The sequence below is a fragment of the Sinorhizobium sp. Y406 genome, assembly GCF_058732025.1.
In genome coordinates this window covers 656277-672870 of sequence record NZ_CM178974.1, presented here as the reverse complement: position 1 = coordinate 672870, position 16594 = coordinate 656277, and the positions used below count along the sequence as shown (strand labels likewise).

Below are 16594 nucleotides of genomic sequence, written 5' to 3'. Positions count from 1 at the left end.
CGATACCTGTTGGTTACTACTGTCAACTGTGCAAGAAAGCCAGCAACGGAACACCGGAGACACCGCTCGTGAACAAGTTGGAAGAACCTGCGCAAGCAATGGCTGCCGTTTTGGAAGGCGCTGAGCTTTCCATCGTCGTGCCGGTGTTCAACGAGGAGGATAGCGTCCAGCCGCTCGTCGCCCGTATTCGCGACGCAATGACCGGATTCGGCAAGCCGTGGGAACTGATCCTGGTCGATGACGGCAGTACCGACCGGACCCTGCCGAATGCGCGCAAGGAGCTCTTGCAGCCGGGCCTGCGCCTGCGGATCATCGAATTGCAGAAGAACTTTGGCCAGACGGCCGCGATGCAGGCGGGGATCGACGCCGCTGCCGGACGACTGATCGCGACGCTCGATGGCGACCTGCAAAACGATCCCAAAGACATCCCGGCGATGGTTGCGGCGATCGAAGAGCGGGAACTCGATCTGCTGGTCGGATGGCGGAAGAACCGCCGGGACGGTCTCCTGTTTCGGAAGATCCCCTCCTGGTGCGCCAATTTCCTGATCGGCAAGATTACCGGCGTGAAGCTGCACGACTATGGCTGCAGCCTGAAAATCTATCGCAGCACGGTCATCAAGCAGGTGAAGCTCATGGGCGAAATGCATCGCTTCATCCCTGCCTGGGTGGCCGGTGTCGTCCCCAGCAGCCGGATAGGCGAAATGCCCGTGACGCATCACGCCCGCCATTTCGGCGCGTCCAAATACGGAATCTCACGGACGTTCCGCGTCATCCTCGACCTGCTTGCGGTTCTGTTCTTCATGCGCTACAAGGCGCGGCCAGGCCATTTCTTCGGCTCGATCGGTCTTGCTGCTGGCGGCGTGAGCGGGCTCATCCTCACCTATCTCGCCTTTGACAAGTTCCTCCTCGGCAACGACATCGGCGATCGCCCGATGCTCATGGTTGGCGTAATGCTCTTCCTCTCCTCGGTACAACTCATCACGACCGGCATTCTCGCGGAAATGATGGCCCGCGCCTATTTCCGGGACGATGAAACGACAAATTACATCGTGCGGCAGGTGTTCGAGCCGGAACCGCCGCATGCTTGACATCGTCGAACGTAGGCCGAATGCGGTTATCGTCGCATTGGCAGGCTATTTCCTGCTTTGCATCGCCTTGCGGCTGGCGATCTCGAGTTCGCTCGAGATCGACGAATCGGAGCAGGCATTCCTGTCGCAATTCCTACAGCTTGGATATGGTCCGCAGGCGCCGTTCTACAACTGGCTGCAATATGGGCTCTCGCAAGCGATCGGCCCGTCACTGGCAACCATGACGGTGCTCAAGAACGGGCTGCTGTTCCTCTGTTGCCTCTTCTACGGACTTGCCGCGCGCCTCGTTCTTCAGGACCGGCGCCTCGCCGCCATGGCAATGCTCGGCGTATTGAGCCTGCCGCCTGTCTTCCTGCTCGCGCAGCGGGATCTCTCGCACACGGTGGCTGCGCTTTTTGCCGTCTCGCTCTTCCTTTATGGCTTCCTCCGAACGCTCACGCGGCCAAGCCTTGCCGCCTATCTCCTGACCGGCCTTGCCGTCGGTATCGGCGCGATCTCCAAATACAATTTCGTCCTGGTCCCCACAGCGGCGATTATCGCCATCCTGCCGGAACGGGAGCTGCGCGCCCGTGTCTTCGACTGGCGGATCGTGGCCGCGATCGCCGTCGCCGCCTTAATCGCGCTCCCTCACGGGATCTGGATTCTGCAAAATCTCGACGCGGCCTCGGCCGGAACCTTGAACGAGATGAAGGAACGCGAAGCGGAAGGACGTCTTCTTCAGGCGCTCCACGGCGTCTCCGCGCTGGTTTCCGCAGTGATCGGCGGCAGTTTCGTCACCGTTATCCTGTTTGGACTTGTCGTGCGCGGCAAAGTGCTCCTGGTGTGGCGGGCTGAAAGCCTGTGGACCCGCGTCATCGGCCGGACCATTGCACTCTCTTTCCTGGCGGTGCTCCTGATCGTGCTCGGCGTCGCTGCGACCCACATCCGCGAGAAATGGCTGGTTCTCTATCTGCTCCTGCTGCCGCTCTATCTCTGCCTGAAGATCGAGGCGGCAAAAATCGACCCGATGCCGGGCTTCAAACTCTTTGCGTCGCTGATCGCGACGATCGTGTTTGGAGCGCTCGTCGTCGTCTCCGGACGCGCCGTCGTGCGGCCCTGGTTCGGCGATTATTCGCGGTTGAACATACCCTACGCCAGTTTTGCGGAAGCGATCGAGACGTCGAAGGGACAACAGCCGGCTTTCGTGCTTACCGACGACAAGCAGGCCGCGGGCAATTTCCGAACGCAGTTCGCAAACGCGACGGTGGCGATGTCCTCGCGCATGGACAAGATCGCGGGCGACTCCGCGAAGCGGCCGCTTCTGGTGGTCTGGCACGACAAGGCGGACGCGCAGCCGCAGCTACCCGATCCGCTGAAGCAGACGCTCCATGAACTGGGCGTGGTCGTATCCGGCACGACGCCACGCGAACTCGCCCTGCCCTACCTCTACGGCTCGGAGGCGGACCGGTACGGATTCCGCTACATCTGGATCGGCGGGTAATCGGACACGGGAGGGTGGTCATTGCCCGTGCCGACCAGCAGCTTCAGTTCGCCCGGGTGGATGCGAAGGGAGACATCGCGCTGGCTGATCGGGAGGAGTTCGCCATCGACCACGCAATTGATCTTGCGATCCACCTTGGGAAAGTGCAGATCGACCGCGAGCGCGCTCATCTCCGTGATCAGCGGGCTCGCGCGGAAACGGCCGCGCAGGATATCGAAGGCCAGTTTGACGACACCGACGGAAGTCAAAGGGGGCGCCGTGTAGAAGCCGAGGTGGCCGGCCGTCACATCGTCCGCATACATCAGCGTTGCATGGCCGAAATGGTTGTTCGAAACCGAGATATGAGAAACGTGTCGGAGTTCCCGGTGCCCGTCGGCGTCGAACTCGATCTCGAAATCCGGCGGATTGAGAATGACCCCGACCGCGGCGCGCGTGCTGGCGCCGATTTTCCCGAGTCGCGAGGCAAAGTGATAGGCGTTGCGGTAGCGCACCAGACGCGCGTGAAGCCCCATCGAGAATTGATGTACGAAGGCCCGGCCGTCGGCACTGCCGATATCACCATCGATGATCGTTCCTTTTGCCAGAACCTCCGGTGCTTTCCAGATGTCGAGTGGCAGTTTCAGCGAGCGGGCGAACAGGTTCATGGTACCTGCAGGGATAATGCCGAGCGGCATGCCGGTTCTCCAGGCGACGCCGGCGGCCGCGGAGATCGTGCCGTCGCCGCCGCCCGCAATGATCGCATCGAGATCGCCGCGGCGGCAGGCCGTCTCCAGTGCCGGGAGTATTACCTCCGCGGGGACGATGGCTATCTCTATCCTGTGTCCGGCGGCATGGAAGGCCTCCTCGACCGTCCTGCCATAGGTCTCCATGTCGGTCGTGCGGAATGTTCCCCCATCGCGATTGAAGATGGCTTTGACCTTCATGAATGGCCACTGTCTCCGTTAGCCGAGGCGTCCACTCCATGTCTTCTCAAATCGAGGTCGATTTAAGGAGGCATGTAGTAGACATCTCAGATAAGCGCTGCGGCAGCCTAATCCAGAGGCCAGATGCGAGCGAATACGGCCTGCAATTCCTGATTTTTCCGAGGGGCATCGACATCATGCGATTGCCTCACAGAGGACGTTTTCATCGCCCCAGCTTTTCAGCGCCATGATTACCGGTCTCAGGCTTTCGCCCTTGGCCGTCAGGGCATATTCGACGCGCGGCGGCACGACCGGAAAGACCGTGCGCGACAGAAGGCCGGCCTCCTCCAGCTCCCGCAACTGCTTCGTCAGCATCCGCTGCGTGATGCTCGGCAACCGCCGGCGCAACGCGTTGAAACGCAGAGTCCCGTCGACCATCAGATGATAGAGGATCACGCCCTTCCATTTGCCGTCGATGAAACTCAGCGCCGCCTCTACCGGGCAGCCGGGGAATTTGTTCGTCAGCTTCTGACGCGGGAGAGACATGACGGTATCCTTTTTGGCACTATGGGCTGAATTTGTGCATTCTTGCGACTGTCGACTGTAATCGTCATCTAGCTCCTGTTCAATTTGTAAAGGAGCATTTGATGCGCGCTGTTGCTTACAGGACATCCCAACCGATCACAGCCGAAACCTCCCTGATCGACGTCGAACTGCCGACCCCAACGGCCGAGGGTCACGATCTTCTCGTCGAGGTCAGGGCCGTCTCGGTCAATCCCGTCGACGTCAAAGTCCGGGCAGGCGTCGAACCGGAGCCCGGGCAGCCGAAGGTCCTCGGCTGGGACGCCGCCGGCGTGGTCAAGGCGGTCGGGCGCGAGGTCACGCTCTTCCGGCCGGGTGACGAAGTGTTCTATGCCGGCGCCATCGATCGCCCCGGCACCAATGCTGAGTTCCACCTCGTCGACGAACGGATCGTCGGACACAAGCCGAAATCACTCGACTTCGCTGCTGCCGCGGCCCTGCCGCTGACCGCGATCACCGCCTGGGAAACCCTGTTCGATCGGGTCAGGGTTAATGACCCCGTACCGGGTGCAGCGAATGCGGTGCTGATCGTCGGCGGGGCCGGCGGCGTCGGCTCTATCGCCATTCAACTTTTGCGGGCGCTGACCGATCTCACCGTGATCGCAACCGCGTCCCGGCCTGAGACCCGAGAATGGGCCCTGACACTTGGAGCACATCACGTCCTGGACCATGGACGCCCGCTTGCGGCGGAGATCGATCAACTCGCCCTCGGCGCACCGGCCTTCGTATTCTCGACGACCCATACGGAGAGACACATCGACGAGATCGTCAAGCTCATTGCGCCGCAGGGGCGCTTTGCCCTCATCGATGACCCGGCCGTGCTCGACGTGATGCCGTTCAAGCGCAAATCGGTCTCGACCCATTGGGAGATGATGTTTGCCCGTTCGCTGTTCAAAACCCCGGACATGATCGAGCAGCACAAGCTCCTGCACCGGGTGGCCGAACTCGTCGACGCCGGAAAGATCCGTACGACGCTGACGGAAACCCTCGGCCCGATTAATGCGGCGACCCTCAAGAAGGCACATCGAATGGTCGAAACCGGCCGCACGCGCGGCAAGTTGGTGCTGACCGGTTTCTGACGCGGCGAGAGAGGGAAAGACCTGCCGGCAGCGGACTTTGACGCCGGCAGGTCGGGTCGTCACAGCGCCACCCGTCTTTTGAGAAGCGACTCCGATTCTGGGCCCGTGCTCAGCGGGACGGAAGCTTCAATGGGCCGGCGGTCTTGATCGTCCGTATGGCGAAATTAGACCGAATATCGGTCACACCGGGCAGGGTCAGCAGAGTTTCGGTCAGCAGTTTCTCATAGGCCGCCAGATCCTCGACCACGACCTCTGCGAGGAAATCCGCATTGCCGGAAATAAGGAAGCAAGACACGACCTCAGGAACCGCGAGCAGCGCCTCCTGCTGCAGGCGTGCGTTCTCCTGGCTGTGGTGCCTGACCTTGATTTCGACAAAGACCGTCAGGCCGAGGCCGACCTCCTTGCGGTCTATGTCGGCGCGATAACCGCGCAACACACCGGATTTCTCGAGATTGCGGATGCGTCTCAGACAGGGCGACGGGGAGAGATTGACGCGTTCGGCGATCTCGACATTGGTCGCGCGCGCATCTTCCTGCAGGATCCGGAGAATGGCAATATCGAATTTGTCGAGATTTGGCATAACCAGTCAAATACCCCGGCCACGTTGGCAGATAATTGCCAACTATAGATCGGGAGGGGCACAAATAGCAAGGACATGCCCTCGCCATCGGCGCTAACCTCCACGCCTGAGCATTACCACTGGAGGAACTGGATCATGGTTGCGCTGACACTCGAACGGCATTCGCAGGCGCCGGCCGCCGGCTATGCGGGCGCCTTTGTTACGGTATTGATCTGGGCGGGCTGGATTCTCGCCACACGACACACGGCAGCGACTACGCTCGGCACGATCGATCTCGGGCTCATTCGCTACGGCGTGCCAGCGCTGGCGCTTGCTCCTGTCTGGTTGCGACTGGGCCTCTTTCCAAAAGGCGTGCCTCTTGGATTGCTTGCTCTGATGGTCGCCGGATCGGGCGCGGTTTTCTTTCAGGTTGCGGCTTTCGCCATTCATGCAACACCCGCATCGTCGGTTGGCGTGCTCCTCGGCGGCTCAATGCCACTGGCGACGGCGCTCATCGGCGCAAGCTTCTTCGGGGAGCGGCCGGACGGCATGCGGCTCATCGGCTTCGGGGCAATCGTCGTCGGTGTCGCAATCCTGCTCGTCCGCTGCCTCGACACGGCCGATCCGTCCGCATGGGTGGGCTACCTGCTGCTACCCGGCGCCGGCATTCTTTGGGCCGTCTATACGCACGCATTCCGGCGTTCGGGTCTGAGTCCCATCGAAGGCAGCGCGCTGATCGCCTCCTGGTCATTCGTTATCCATCTCCTCCTGGCACTTTTCTTCGGCAGCACGCTCTCGACCGTTCCCGCGCATGAGATCGGGCTTCAAGTAATGAGCCAGGGCATCCTCTCCGGCCTCGTCGCGACACTTGCCTATGGCATCGCCGTCAGCCGCCTCGGCGGCACACAGGCTGCCGCCTTCACGGCTCTCACTCCGGTACTCGCAATGGTGGGCGGCGGCGTGCTTCTCGGCGAGGCAATCGGCCCCTACGAAGTTACCGCCGCTATCGCAACAGCAACCGGCGTTGCCCTCTCGACCGGTATTCTGTCGCCTCGCCAGCGATAAGCTAGGGTCTGGACCTGGGAAACAAGAGCGGCCCGGGACCGAAGCCTCGGGCCGCTCTTCGTTGCGTGGTTCAGCCGTGGACGATTTCGAGATGCCGCTGCAGACGGCGTCCATAGGCCTGGCTGACGCGGTCGAAAATGATGGCAATGCCGACGATGGCCATGCCATTGAAGATGCCGAGCGTGAAGTACTGGTTGGCAATCGCCTTCAGGACCGGCTGGCCCAGGCCCTGAACGCCGATCATCGAGGCAATGACCACCATGGCGAGAGCCATCATGATCGTCTGGTTGATGCCGGCCATGATCGTCGGCAGAGCCAGCGGCATCTGGACGTTTTTCAGCTTTTGCCAGTTGGAAGAGCCGAAAGCGTCCGCCGCCTCGAGCACGTCCTTGTCGACCAGGCGAATGCCGAGATTGGTGAGGCGGATCATCGGCGGAATGGCGTAGATGACGACGGCGATCAGGCCCGGCACCTTGCCGATGCCAAGCAGCATCACGACGGGAATGAGGTAGACGAAGCTTGGCATCGTCTGCATCACGTCGAGCACCGGATTGACCACGCTCTGGAACCGGTCGGAGCGCGACATGATGATCCCGATCGGAATGCCGATGGCGATCGACAGCACGGTACAGACGAAAATCATCGAGATCGTCTTCATCGTGTCGTCCCACATGTCGAAATAGCCGATGGCCAGCATGGTGCCGACGCAGCCGGCGACGATCTTCCAATTGCGGCTCGCAAACCAGGCGATAAGCGCGATCAGGATCAGAATGACCGGCCAAGGCGTGCGCGTCAGAAAGCGCTCGGACTGGATCAGAAAGAACTGCAGCGGTTCGAAAAAGCTCTCGATGGCGTCGCCATAGGCGCGCGTGAAAGTCCGGAACCCGTCATCGATCAGTTTCTTGAGTTGTCGAAGCCGATCGTCGTCCATGTGCGGAAATTTGGTCAACCATTCCATTTCTCGATTCCCCTTCGCATGTCGTCAAAGCGGCACACTCTTCTTCTTATCTGCCGCCGGCAGCGCCGCGCATCTCAGGAACACACGCCGCTGCATTCACCGTACCGCAAACGCGGTGTCCATTAAAAAGCGAGCGGCGCGCAAGCCGGCGCGCCGCTCCATATCAGGGCCGTGGATCAGAGGGCGGCCTTGACCTTTTCGGCGACCTCCGGGGAAACCCACTTGGTCCAGATCTCCTCATTCTCCTCGAGGAAGTGCTCGGCACCCTCCTCGCCGCTCGCCTGATTGTCCGTCATCCAGGCCATCAGCTTGTTGACCACGTCGTTGGGCCAGGCGCGGGTATTGAGGTAATCCATGACAGGTCCGGCGCGTTCGGCGAACTCCTTCGTCACCAGCGTCTGGACCTTGTCCTTCGGCCAATCGTTCTTCTTCGGGTCCGGGCAATCCGCAACCGTGTTGCAGCGCTTCCACTCGGCAGGATCGGCGGGAACGCCGTGGTCGAGCTTGACCATCTCATACTTGCCGAGCAGCGCCGTCGGAGCCCAGTAATAGCCGACCCAGCCTTCCTTGCGCTCGTAGGCCTTGGCGATCGAACCGTCGAGGCCGGCGGCAGAACCGGTATCCACAAGCGTAAAGCCTGCCTCGTCGGCGTCATAGGCCTTGTAGAGCTGCGTCGTTACCACGGTGCCGCCCCAGCCCTGCGGACCGTTGTAAATGGCACCCTTGCTCGGATCTTCCGGAGCCGGGAAGAGCTCCTTGTGCTTCAGCACGTCGTCGATCGTCTTGATGTCCGGATGCTCGTCGGCGATGTATTTCGGCATCCACCAGCCCTGGACGCCGCCGTCGGAAAGCGCAAGCGCCGCGCCGACGATCTTGCCTTCCTCGAGACCGCGATTGACGACATCCGGCAGAAGATCGACCCAGCCTTCCGGCGCAATGTCCGGCTCGCCCTTCTCGATCATCGAGGTGATGGTCGGCACCGTGTCGCCAACGACCAGCTCGGCATTGCAACCGTAGCCTTCCGTCAAGATGAATTTGTCGACGTTAGCAAGAACCTCGGCACTCTGCCAGTTCATGTTGGCGATCGTCACGTCGCCGCATTCCGCTGCCGAGGCAGCGCTGCCCAGCCCGAGCAGGCCAGCGGCAAGAAATGTCGTCGCAAGAAGTTTGTTCATTTTCGGTTCCCTCTGTTGTGACGGTGTGTTTGCAACGGGCTGCTCGCCCTACCGCCGCGGCGGACATCGGAACAGCGCCTGCTCCAGCCCCTGGACGCAACCAGCTGCACGCCATCGATCCATCCTCACGATCAACGGCCATTGCCATTGATAGCGAGTCTCTCCGGCAAACACTTGTCCATTTGCGTCAGCGAGCGCCCTGACGGCCATCTTAGCCATGCATCTAGATAATTGAAGGCCTTGGCGGAAAAACTTCACTTAATTTCTGCCCGGCTGAAGCGCCGCGCCTCTTTTCGCGCCCGATTACGACCGCCGCCGCGGGTCCACGAGCCCGCCTCCTCGTCGGGGAAGACCGGCCATTCCGCGTTACACCGATGATCCATGAAGCCGCTTCCCCCGGACATTACATGTTCGGACAGACCGTGCCTTCGCCGTGCTTTCGTCGGGGGGGCCGTGCGGCCCGCCCTCCGAACATTACATGTTCGGATAGACCGGGCCTTCGCCCTGCTTTCTTCGCGGGGGTCCGTGCGGCCCGCCTTCCGAACATTACATGTTCGGATAGACCGGGCCTTCGCCCCCTTGGGGCGGCACCCAGTTGATGTTCTGGTTCGGGTCCTTGATGTCGCAGGTCTTGCAGTGGACGCAGTTCTGGGCGTTGATGACGAAGGTCGGCTGCCCATCCTTCTCCACCCATTCGTAGACGCCGGCCGGACAGTAGCGCGTCGAGGGGCCGGCAAAGACATCGTGTTCGGAGCGCTTCTGCAGTTCGGGGTCCTTGACCTGCAGGTGGATCGGCTGATCCTCCTCGTGATTGGTGTTCGACAGGAACACCGACGACAGCCGGTCGAAAGTCAGAACCCCATCCGGCTTCGGGTAGTCGATCTTCTGGTGTTTCGCCGCCGGTTCCAGCGAGGCCGCATCGGTCTTGGCGTGCTTCAGCGTGCCGAAGAAGGACAAACCGAAAAGCGTATTCGTCCACATGTCGAGGCCGCCGAGCGCGACGCCGATCGCCGTGCCGAAGCGCGACCATAGCGGCTTGACGTTTCTCACCTTTTTCAGATCCTGGCCGATGGCGCTGTCGCGCCAGCCCTTCTCGATCTCGACCGGCTCGTCATTGGCGCGGCCGCTCGCGATTGCATCCGCCAGCTTTTCTGCCGCGAGAATGCCGGACAGCACTGCATTGTGGCTGCCCTTGATGCGCGGCACGTTGACGAAGCCGGCCGAGCAGCCGATCAGCGCGCCGCCGGGGAAGGACAGCTTCGGCACCGATTGCCAGCCGCCCTCGGTGATGGCACGGGCGCCATAGGAGAGACGCTTGCCGCCTTCAAAGGTGCCGCGGATCGCCGGGTGCGTCTTGAAGCGCTGGAATTCCTCGAAGGGGTAGAGATAGGGGTTCTTGTAATTGAGATGAACGACGAAGCCGACGGCGACGAGATTGTCCTCGAGGTGGTAGAGGAATGAGCCGCCACCGGTCTTCATGTCGAGCGGCCAGCCGAAGGAGTGTTGCACGAGGCCGGGTTTATGGTTCTCCGGCTTCACCTCCCAAAGCTCTTTCAGCCCGATGCCGAATTTCGGCACGTCGCGACCTTCGTCGAGTTTGTACTTGGCGATCAATTGCTTGGCGAGCGAACCGCGCACGCCCTCGCCGATCAGCGTGTACTTGCCAAGGAGCGCCATGCCGCGGGCAAAGTTCGGCCCCGGCTCGCCTGAGCGCTCGATGCCCATGTCGCCGGTGGCAACCCCGATCACCGCGCCCTCGTCATTGTAGAGCACTTCGGTGGCGGCAAAGCCCGGATAGATCTCGACGCCGAGTTCCTCCGCCTTGGCGGCGAGCCAGCGACAGACGAGCCCAAGCGATACAATGTAGTTGCCGTGATTGTTCATCAGCGACGGCATCAGGAAGTTCGGCAGGCGGATCGAGCCGGCCGGACCTAAGAAAAGGAAATGGTCGTCGGTGACTTCCGTCTTGAAGGGATGATCCGGCTCGTCACGCCAGCCGGGCAAGAGCCGGTCGATGCCGATCGGGTCGACGACGGCGCCGGACAGAATATGCGCGCCGACCTCGGCGCCCTTCTCCAGGACGACGACGGAGAGTTCGGGATTGACCTGCTTCAGCCGGATCGCTGCGGCAAGGCCGGCCGGACCCGCTCCGACGATCACCACGTCGAATTCCATGCTCTCGCGCTCGGGAAGTTCTTGTACCTCGGTCATCATGCTCTCCAGTCCTGCCGGTCTTCCGCCGGCTCCTTTCCCAGCCATATCGTTCCGTCATGGCAAATGTGGCAAGCGTTGTCGAGCCAGGATGCGACAGAGTTTCCCTGCATTTGCGCATGACCTGATGAGTTTAGGCCAGGCACGTATAACTTACTTGCACGTAAACGTAAACTGGGACGGCCTTGCTTTCGACCGGCACCCGTGCGAGGAGGCCGGCCCCTTTCCCACGTATGGAGATCGTCATGGCATCCGCACTCGGCCTCGATTTCGGGACCACCAATTCCGTACTGGCCGTGGCAGAAGGCGCCTCCACTCGCTCCATCGTCATGGAAAGCCCCGCCGGCAAAGCCGATACGACCCGAACGGCGCTTTCCTTCCTGAAAAATCCGGGTCCTCTCCCCTTGCGGATAGAAGCGGGGCAGGCAGCGATAAGAGAGTTCATCGACAATCCCGGCGAGTGCCGTTTCCTGCAATCGTTCAAGACCTTTGCCGCAAGCGCGCTGTTTCATGGCACGCTCGTCTTCGCGAAGCGGTATGATTTCGAAGATCTGATGCATGGCTTCCTTGCCCGTCTGCGGGAATATGGCGGTGGCGAATGGAGCGACAGCCTTCGACGGATCGTCGTCGGCCGACCCGTACAGTTTGCCGGGGCCAATCCCGACGAAACGCTGGCGATCGAACGCTACAATCGCGCACTGCTGCGTTTTGGTTTTCCGGAGGTGCATTTTGTTTATGAACCGGTCGCGGCCGCCTTCTACTTCGCACAAAAGCTTGAGCGCGACGCAACCGTGCTTGTCGCCGATTTCGGCGGCGGTACTACCGATTACTCGATCATCCGCTTCGAACGCGGGGCCGGGCGGCTGACCGCAACGCCGATCGGGCATTCCGGAGTGGGCATCGCCGGGGATCACTTCGACTTCCGCATCATCGACAATATCGTCTCCCCGCTCATCGGCAAAGGGAGTCTCTTCAAAAGCTTCGACAAACTGCTTGAAGTGCCGTCGAGCTATTATGCCAATTTCGGCCGGTGGAACCAGTTGTCGATCTTCAAAACATTGAGAGACTTCACCGAGTTGAGGAAGCTCGTCCGTTCGAGCCTCGAGCCGGAGAAGCTGGAGGCCTTCATGGATCTCGTCGAGCACGATGAGGGCTATCCGCTCTACCAGGCGGTCTCGGCCACGAAGATGCGCCTATCGCTGGACGAGGAGACCGAGTTCTACTTTCCGCCGCTTGGGGAGCGATCACGCCGGATGGTGCGACGCAAGGATTTCGAGGGCTGGATCGCGCCCGACCTGGCCCGCATCGAAGAAGCCCTCGACACGGTGCTGGCGAAGACCGCGACGCCTCCCGGCGAGATAGACCGGATTTTCCTGACCGGCGGCACCTCGTTCGTGCCGGCCGTCCGCCGGCTGTTCGAGAATCGCTTCAGCGAGGAACGAATCGAATGCGGCGGCGAACTCCTGTCGATCGCCCATGGCCTGGCGCTTATCGGCGAACGCGAGGATATCGCGACCTGGACAGCGCGTTGATGCTCCCACAGCGGGTGGACCGCATCCTCCGATCTGCTAAAGTCGCCCCATGATCTCGGCCAATGACCTCTCCACTTCCGAACTCGCCGCCCTCCTCGCCTTCCATGCCGAGGCGGGCGTCGAATGGCTGCTGGAAGACGCACCGGTCGACCGGCTGGCGGAGTTCGAGGCCATGAAGGCGAGGCGCGCCGAGGGGCGCGCCGCGCCGCAGGCCAGGCAGTCGACCCCCACGGGCACACAGAGAACGCAACCAGCAGTTCCCGCCAGCCGGACAAGAGATCACGCCGCACCGCCTTCAGCACCACCGAGCGTCGCCATGCCCGACGAACAGGCGATCGGCGAGGCGCGCTTTGCCGCCGAGAGCGCACGGTCGCTCGCCGAACTGCGCAGTGCGATGGAGGCCTTTACCGGCTGCAACCTGAGAAACAGCGCCCGCAACCTGGTTTTCGTGGAGGGCAATGCCAGCTCCGCCGTTATGATCATTGGGCCGATGCCCTATGCTGATGACGACCGCGATGCTCGTCCGTTCGCCGGCAGACACGGCGACATGCTGAACCGCATGCTTGTCGCTATCGGGCTTTCGAGGGACGACGTGCTGCTCAGCAATGCCATACCTTGGCGGCCGCCGGGCAATCGCGTGCCAAGCAGCCGCGAGGCGGACATCTGCCGTCCCTTCATCGAGCGACAGATCGCCCTTGCCGAACCCAGGCATGTGCTCCTCCTCGGCAATTTTACCGCACGGTTCTTTTACGGCGGTAGCGAGACGATCCATCAGATGCGGGGGCAGTGGCGGGAACTCGCCGCCGGCGGTCACGCCGCGCCGGCAATGGCAACGTTGCACCCGCAGGACCTGGTTACCGCGCCGATCAACAAGCGCTTCGCCTGGCAGGATCTGCTGGCCTTCAAGGCCAGAATCGGAGCCTGACGCCACGCGGCCTGATTCATCAATTAAGTATGAAAAAAGCCATGCGGTTTGTGCATGTCTGCGCGGCGTTTTGGTGCATTGCAAAAGCAATGTTGCGTTGCAATATGGGCTAACGGGAGGAATGGATTTAAGGAATTGAACCATGACTGCCCGCTTTCGCCCGATCCACAGCAGCTTTGAGACGCTCCGCCATGCGAGCTTTGCCCGGCGGGCACCGTTTAATCGATCCGGCACGGCAACCAACGAGCAATTGACGGCTGTGGGCTTTGCCCGAACCACGCGTCCGACGCAGATCTACGCCGACTTCATCCAGCGCTGATCCCCCGGCAACGACCCACGCAGACCGCCGCAGCTTCGCCTGAGGCTGCGGGATCGGAGAATGTATCATGTCTATCCGCAATCTCGTCGACGCGGTCGCCGACATCGGTACCGCAGTGCGCGCCTCGCGCGAATATAGCCGCTTGAGTTCGGTCACGGATGCCCGGCGTGCCCATCGCAACGTGATCAGCCCGCTGCTGCCCAGCTGACGCCGGCAGCGGCACGGTCGCTCACGGTTTGCGTCTTCTCGCCACGGCCTGTCGCAATCGATAGAGCGCGGAAACGGGAATAAAGCCACTCTCGCTTTTTTTGACACGCAACGCCGCGCGTCCTTTCGGATACGCGGAGGTCGCTGGCCCTTGTTCTCCCGCGGGGCTGAGCAGAGGTCGGAAGTTTCCAGGAGCGCCGAATGTTGGCGAATTTCGCGTCCGTCTTCAGCTTGATGCTATCCACGCTTCTGATGATGGTGGCCTTCGGCCTGCAGAGCTACGTCATTCCGGTGCGCTCGGTCGCAGAGGACTGGTCGACACTCACCGTATCGGTTTTCGCGACGGGCTATACGTTGGGCTTCACCCTCTCCTGCGTCGTCACGCCGAAATTCGTCCTGCGCGTCGGACATGTCCGCGTCTTCACAGCGCTGATGACGCTGCTTTCGGTTGCGATCCTGATGTGCGGCCTCATTGTCGATTGGCGCGCCTGGATCGGCTTCCGCGCCGTGTCCGGATTTGCCATTGCCGGCAGCTATCTCGTCATCGAAAGCTGGCTGAACGAGCGTGTGACGAACGAAAACCGCGGTCTCCTCTTCTCGCTCTATCTGATCACCACCATGATCGGAACGATCGCCGGCCAGTATCTGGTGCCGCTCGGCGATCCGACCAACACGTCCCTGTTCATCCTGTGCGGCGTGCTGTTCTCGCTCGCGCTCCTGCCGACGGCGCTCTCATCCTCGCCGATGCCGGCGGCGCCGACGCAGGCGAATTTCGACCTGCCGGGTCTTTTCCGCCGCTCACCCGTCGCAGTCGTCGGCGGCTTTCTCGCTGGCGCGCTCTCCGGCGCCTGGCTCAATCTCGGCGGCGTCTTCACGCAGAAGATCGGCCTTTCGACCTCGGAGGGCGCGACCTTGCTCGCCGCGGTGCTTGCCGGCAGCGCCCTTTCCCAGATCCCGATCGGCCGGGCCTCTGATCGGATGGACCGGCGCATCGTCATGATCGCCTGCGGACTCTTTGGCTTCGTCTCCTGTCTCGTCACGGCGCTCGCAATCGGCAGCGGCGCTTGGATCCTCTACGCCCTTGCCGGCTGCGTCGGCATGGTGCTTTTCCCGATCTATGCGCTGAACGTCGCCCACGCCAACGACCTCGCGCAGCCAGACGAATTTGTGAAGATCTCGTCAGGGCTGATGATCACCTACGGCCTCGGCACAATATCCGGCCCATTGGTCGTCGGTCCGGTTATGGACGCGTTCGGCCCCGCCGCACTGTTCATCGTGCTCGCGGTCTATTTTGCGCTCTATGCCGGTTATGCGGCCTGGCGAATCGGGCAGCGCGAGCAGCACGAGGGCCTCGTCGCCAAAACCGATTTCCAAGCGACGACCGTCCTGCCGACGCCTGGCCCGGACGTGACGAACCCGCTCGCCCAGCAGGAAGCTGGTCCGATCATCGAGGATGATACAGTCCCCGAATGGGAGACGCAGGCGCAATAGCCGTTATCCCTGCGGCGTCATGTGCTTACGAGCGCCCTTCCGCTCCAGTCCCAGCCGGCGTTCGCGGAAAATGATGAAGATGCCGGCGCCGACGACGATCGCAGTGCCGGCAAGCATGGTCGCCGTCGGCACGTCGCCGAACAGGAAATAGCCAATGACGATGCCGAGGACGATGGACGTATATTCGAACGGGGCTATGGTCGACATGTCGGCGTGGCGGTAACTCTCCGTCAGCAGGATCTGCGCGATACCCCCGCAAAAGCCTGCCACCATCAGCAGCAGGAAAGACGTCCACGACATCGCGGCCCAGCCGAAGGGCAGCGTCGCCAGCGAGAAGAGAGAGGCGGAAAGAGAGAAGTAGAGAACGATCGTATGCGTGCGCTCCTTCTGCACCAGCTTGCGCACGAGCACCATTGCCATGGCCCCGAAGGTTGCCGACAGCAGGACTGCCGCGGCACCGAGCGCCTCGGATTCTCCGAAGCCCCCCTGCTCCAACAAGGTCAGCCGTGGCCAGGTGATGATCAATACCCCGACGAGTCCGATGATGACGGCTGTCCAGCGGTAAAGCCGCACGATCTCGCCGAGAAAGAACGCTGCAAAGGCCACCGCGAGAAGCGGCATGGCGTAGCCGATCGCGATCGCCTCCGGCAGCGGCAGATGCACGAGCCCGTAGAAGCCGAAGCTCATTGCCAGTATGCCAACGAAACCGCGTCCAAGGTGGCCGGTGATATCGGTCGTCTTGAAAGCATCGCGCAGTTGACCGCGGAAAGCGAGATAGCCGAGGATCGGCACCATGGCAAACGCAGAGCGATAGAAGGTGATCTGTCCCGTCGCGATGTCGCTGCCGGCGGCCTTGATGCAGGTGGACATGCAGAGGAAAACGACGACGGAAAGGACCTTGAGCAAAATTCCCTTCATCGGGCTATGTATGTCGGCATCCATGGAAACGCGCTTTTTCAATCTGCCATCGGCCAGCCGATTACTGGAAGAGCGAGGCTAAGGGAGGACGCGACGGACCCGC

At 61.7% G+C, this 16594-nt stretch carries 16 protein-coding genes; 9 read left to right on the top strand and 7 right to left on the bottom strand.

The features are described from left to right. Window positions 1–68 precede the first annotated feature (68 nt). Both AC4P1R_RS03245 and AC4P1R_RS03240 read left to right on the top strand, forming a co-directional pair. The gene (locus AC4P1R_RS03245) at window positions 69–1088 is read left to right on the top strand and encodes a glycosyltransferase family 2 protein (protein ID WP_106407929.1); all 1020 of its coding nucleotides are present in this window, start codon (window positions 69–71) and stop codon (window positions 1086–1088) included. Next, complete coding sequence (locus AC4P1R_RS03240) at window positions 1081–2568, top strand: ArnT family glycosyltransferase (RefSeq protein WP_492177410.1); 1488 nt, start codon at window positions 1081–1083, stop codon at window positions 2566–2568. Before AC4P1R_RS03245 ends, AC4P1R_RS03240 begins: the two co-directional genes overlap by 8 nt. Here AC4P1R_RS03240 and AC4P1R_RS03235 read toward each other — a convergent pair. Both AC4P1R_RS03235 and AC4P1R_RS03230 read right to left on the bottom strand, forming a co-directional pair. Further along, entirely contained in the window at window positions 2547–3491 is a 945-nt protein-coding gene (locus AC4P1R_RS03235; protein WP_492177409.1) for a diacylglycerol/lipid kinase family protein, read from the bottom strand. The two genes, AC4P1R_RS03240 and AC4P1R_RS03235, sit on opposite strands and share 22 nt — an antisense overlap. A 174-nt stretch (window positions 3492–3665) precedes the next feature. Further along, window positions 3666–4016: a winged helix-turn-helix transcriptional regulator gene (locus tag AC4P1R_RS03230; protein WP_069460523.1), complete on the bottom strand. Its 351-nt coding sequence runs from the start codon at window positions 4014–4016 to the stop codon at window positions 3666–3668. A gap of 101 nt (window positions 4017–4117) precedes the next feature. On the opposite strand from AC4P1R_RS03230, the gene AC4P1R_RS03225 reads away from it, so the two are divergent. Further along, window positions 4118–5131: a zinc-binding alcohol dehydrogenase family protein gene (locus AC4P1R_RS03225; RefSeq protein WP_069460522.1), complete on the top strand. Its 1014-nt coding sequence runs from the start codon at window positions 4118–4120 to the stop codon at window positions 5129–5131. A 109-nt stretch (window positions 5132–5240) separates the two neighbouring features. Here the strand turns inward: AC4P1R_RS03225 and AC4P1R_RS03220 are convergent, their stop codons facing one another. Beyond that, on the bottom strand, window positions 5241–5711 hold the full coding sequence (locus AC4P1R_RS03220; protein ID WP_492177408.1) for an Lrp/AsnC family transcriptional regulator: 471 nt from the start codon (window positions 5709–5711) through the stop codon (window positions 5241–5243). Between the two features lie 135 nt (window positions 5712–5846). Here AC4P1R_RS03220 and AC4P1R_RS03215 point away from each other — a divergent pair, with 135 nt between their 5' ends. Continuing rightward, window positions 5847–6755: a DMT family transporter gene (locus tag AC4P1R_RS03215; protein WP_069460520.1), complete on the top strand. Its 909-nt coding sequence runs from the start codon at window positions 5847–5849 to the stop codon at window positions 6753–6755. 70 nt (window positions 6756–6825) lie between these two features. Here the strand turns inward: AC4P1R_RS03215 and AC4P1R_RS03210 are convergent, their stop codons facing one another. The 3 genes from AC4P1R_RS03210 to AC4P1R_RS03200 form a co-directional block, all read right to left on the bottom strand. Then, on the bottom strand, window positions 6826–7713 hold the full coding sequence (locus AC4P1R_RS03210; RefSeq protein WP_069460519.1) for an ABC transporter permease: 888 nt from the start codon (window positions 7711–7713) through the stop codon (window positions 6826–6828). A gap of 176 nt (window positions 7714–7889) precedes the next feature. Beyond that, window positions 7890–8888: an ABC transporter substrate-binding protein gene (locus AC4P1R_RS03205; RefSeq protein ID WP_069460518.1), complete on the bottom strand. Its 999-nt coding sequence runs from the start codon at window positions 8886–8888 to the stop codon at window positions 7890–7892. 546 nt (window positions 8889–9434) lie between these two features. After that, window positions 9435–11099 (bottom strand): electron transfer flavoprotein-ubiquinone oxidoreductase, encoded by a 1665-nt coding sequence (locus tag AC4P1R_RS03200; RefSeq protein ID WP_069460517.1) that lies wholly within the window; start codon window positions 11097–11099, stop codon window positions 9435–9437. A 245-nt stretch (window positions 11100–11344) separates the two neighbouring features. Here AC4P1R_RS03200 and AC4P1R_RS03195 point away from each other — a divergent pair, with 245 nt between their 5' ends. The 5 genes from AC4P1R_RS03195 (at window position 11345) to AC4P1R_RS03175 (ending at window position 15573) form a co-directional block, all read left to right on the top strand. Further along, window positions 11345–12631 carry an Hsp70 family protein gene (locus AC4P1R_RS03195; RefSeq protein WP_069460836.1) on the top strand — a complete coding sequence of 429 codons (1287 nt, stop codon included), beginning with the start codon at window positions 11345–11347 and terminating at the stop codon, window positions 12629–12631. A 49-nt stretch (window positions 12632–12680) separates the two neighbouring features. Beyond that, window positions 12681–13556 (top strand): uracil-DNA glycosylase, encoded by an 876-nt coding sequence (locus AC4P1R_RS03190; protein WP_492177406.1) that lies wholly within the window; start codon window positions 12681–12683, stop codon window positions 13554–13556. A 142-nt stretch (window positions 13557–13698) separates the two neighbouring features. Continuing rightward, window positions 13699–13875, top strand: a complete 177-nt coding sequence (locus AC4P1R_RS03185; protein WP_106407928.1) for a hypothetical protein — start codon at window positions 13699–13701, stop codon at window positions 13873–13875. Between the two features lie 67 nt (window positions 13876–13942). Next, window positions 13943–14083: a hypothetical protein gene (locus AC4P1R_RS03180; protein WP_192803740.1), complete on the top strand. Its 141-nt coding sequence runs from the start codon at window positions 13943–13945 to the stop codon at window positions 14081–14083. A gap of 200 nt (window positions 14084–14283) precedes the next feature. Then, window positions 14284–15573, top strand: a complete 1290-nt coding sequence (locus AC4P1R_RS03175; protein WP_069460515.1) for an MFS transporter — start codon at window positions 14284–14286, stop codon at window positions 15571–15573. A 3-nt stretch (window positions 15574–15576) separates the two neighbouring features. Here the strand turns inward: AC4P1R_RS03175 and AC4P1R_RS03170 are convergent, their stop codons facing one another. Then, window positions 15577–16515, bottom strand: a complete 939-nt coding sequence (locus AC4P1R_RS03170) for a DMT family transporter (RefSeq protein WP_069460514.1) — start codon at window positions 16513–16515, stop codon at window positions 15577–15579. Window positions 16516–16594 lie beyond the last annotated feature (79 nt).

Coding starts and splice junctions, on each gene's coding strand:
- AC4P1R_RS03220 (WP_492177408.1), bottom strand. CDS start 5,711: ATGCCAAATCTCGACAAATTCGATATTGCCATTCTCCGGATCCTGCAG.
- AC4P1R_RS03175 (WP_069460515.1), top strand. CDS start 14,284: ATGTTGGCGAATTTCGCGTCCGTCTTCAGCTTGATGCTATCCACGCTT.
- AC4P1R_RS03185 (WP_106407928.1), top strand. CDS start 13,699: ATGACTGCCCGCTTTCGCCCGATCCACAGCAGCTTTGAGACGCTCCGC.
- AC4P1R_RS03230 (WP_069460523.1), bottom strand. CDS start 4,016: ATGTCTCTCCCGCGTCAGAAGCTGACGAACAAATTCCCCGGCTGCCCG.
- AC4P1R_RS03205 (WP_069460518.1), bottom strand. CDS start 8,888: ATGAACAAACTTCTTGCGACGACATTTCTTGCCGCTGGCCTGCTCGGG.
- AC4P1R_RS03190 (WP_492177406.1), top strand. CDS start 12,681: ATGATCTCGGCCAATGACCTCTCCACTTCCGAACTCGCCGCCCTCCTC.
- AC4P1R_RS03225 (WP_069460522.1), top strand. CDS start 4,118: ATGCGCGCTGTTGCTTACAGGACATCCCAACCGATCACAGCCGAAACC.
- AC4P1R_RS03240 (WP_492177410.1), top strand. CDS start 1,081: ATGCTTGACATCGTCGAACGTAGGCCGAATGCGGTTATCGTCGCATTG.
- AC4P1R_RS03200 (WP_069460517.1), bottom strand. CDS start 11,099: ATGACCGAGGTACAAGAACTTCCCGAGCGCGAGAGCATGGAATTCGAC.
- AC4P1R_RS03195 (WP_069460836.1), top strand. CDS start 11,345: ATGGCATCCGCACTCGGCCTCGATTTCGGGACCACCAATTCCGTACTG.
- AC4P1R_RS03210 (WP_069460519.1), bottom strand. CDS start 7,713: ATGGAATGGTTGACCAAATTTCCGCACATGGACGACGATCGGCTTCGA.
- AC4P1R_RS03170 (WP_069460514.1), bottom strand. CDS start 16,515: ATGGATGCCGACATACATAGCCCGATGAAGGGAATTTTGCTCAAGGTC.
- AC4P1R_RS03215 (WP_069460520.1), top strand. CDS start 5,847: ATGGTTGCGCTGACACTCGAACGGCATTCGCAGGCGCCGGCCGCCGGC.
- AC4P1R_RS03235 (WP_492177409.1), bottom strand. CDS start 3,491: ATGAAGGTCAAAGCCATCTTCAATCGCGATGGGGGAACATTCCGCACG.
- AC4P1R_RS03180 (WP_192803740.1), top strand. CDS start 13,943: ATGTCTATCCGCAATCTCGTCGACGCGGTCGCCGACATCGGTACCGCA.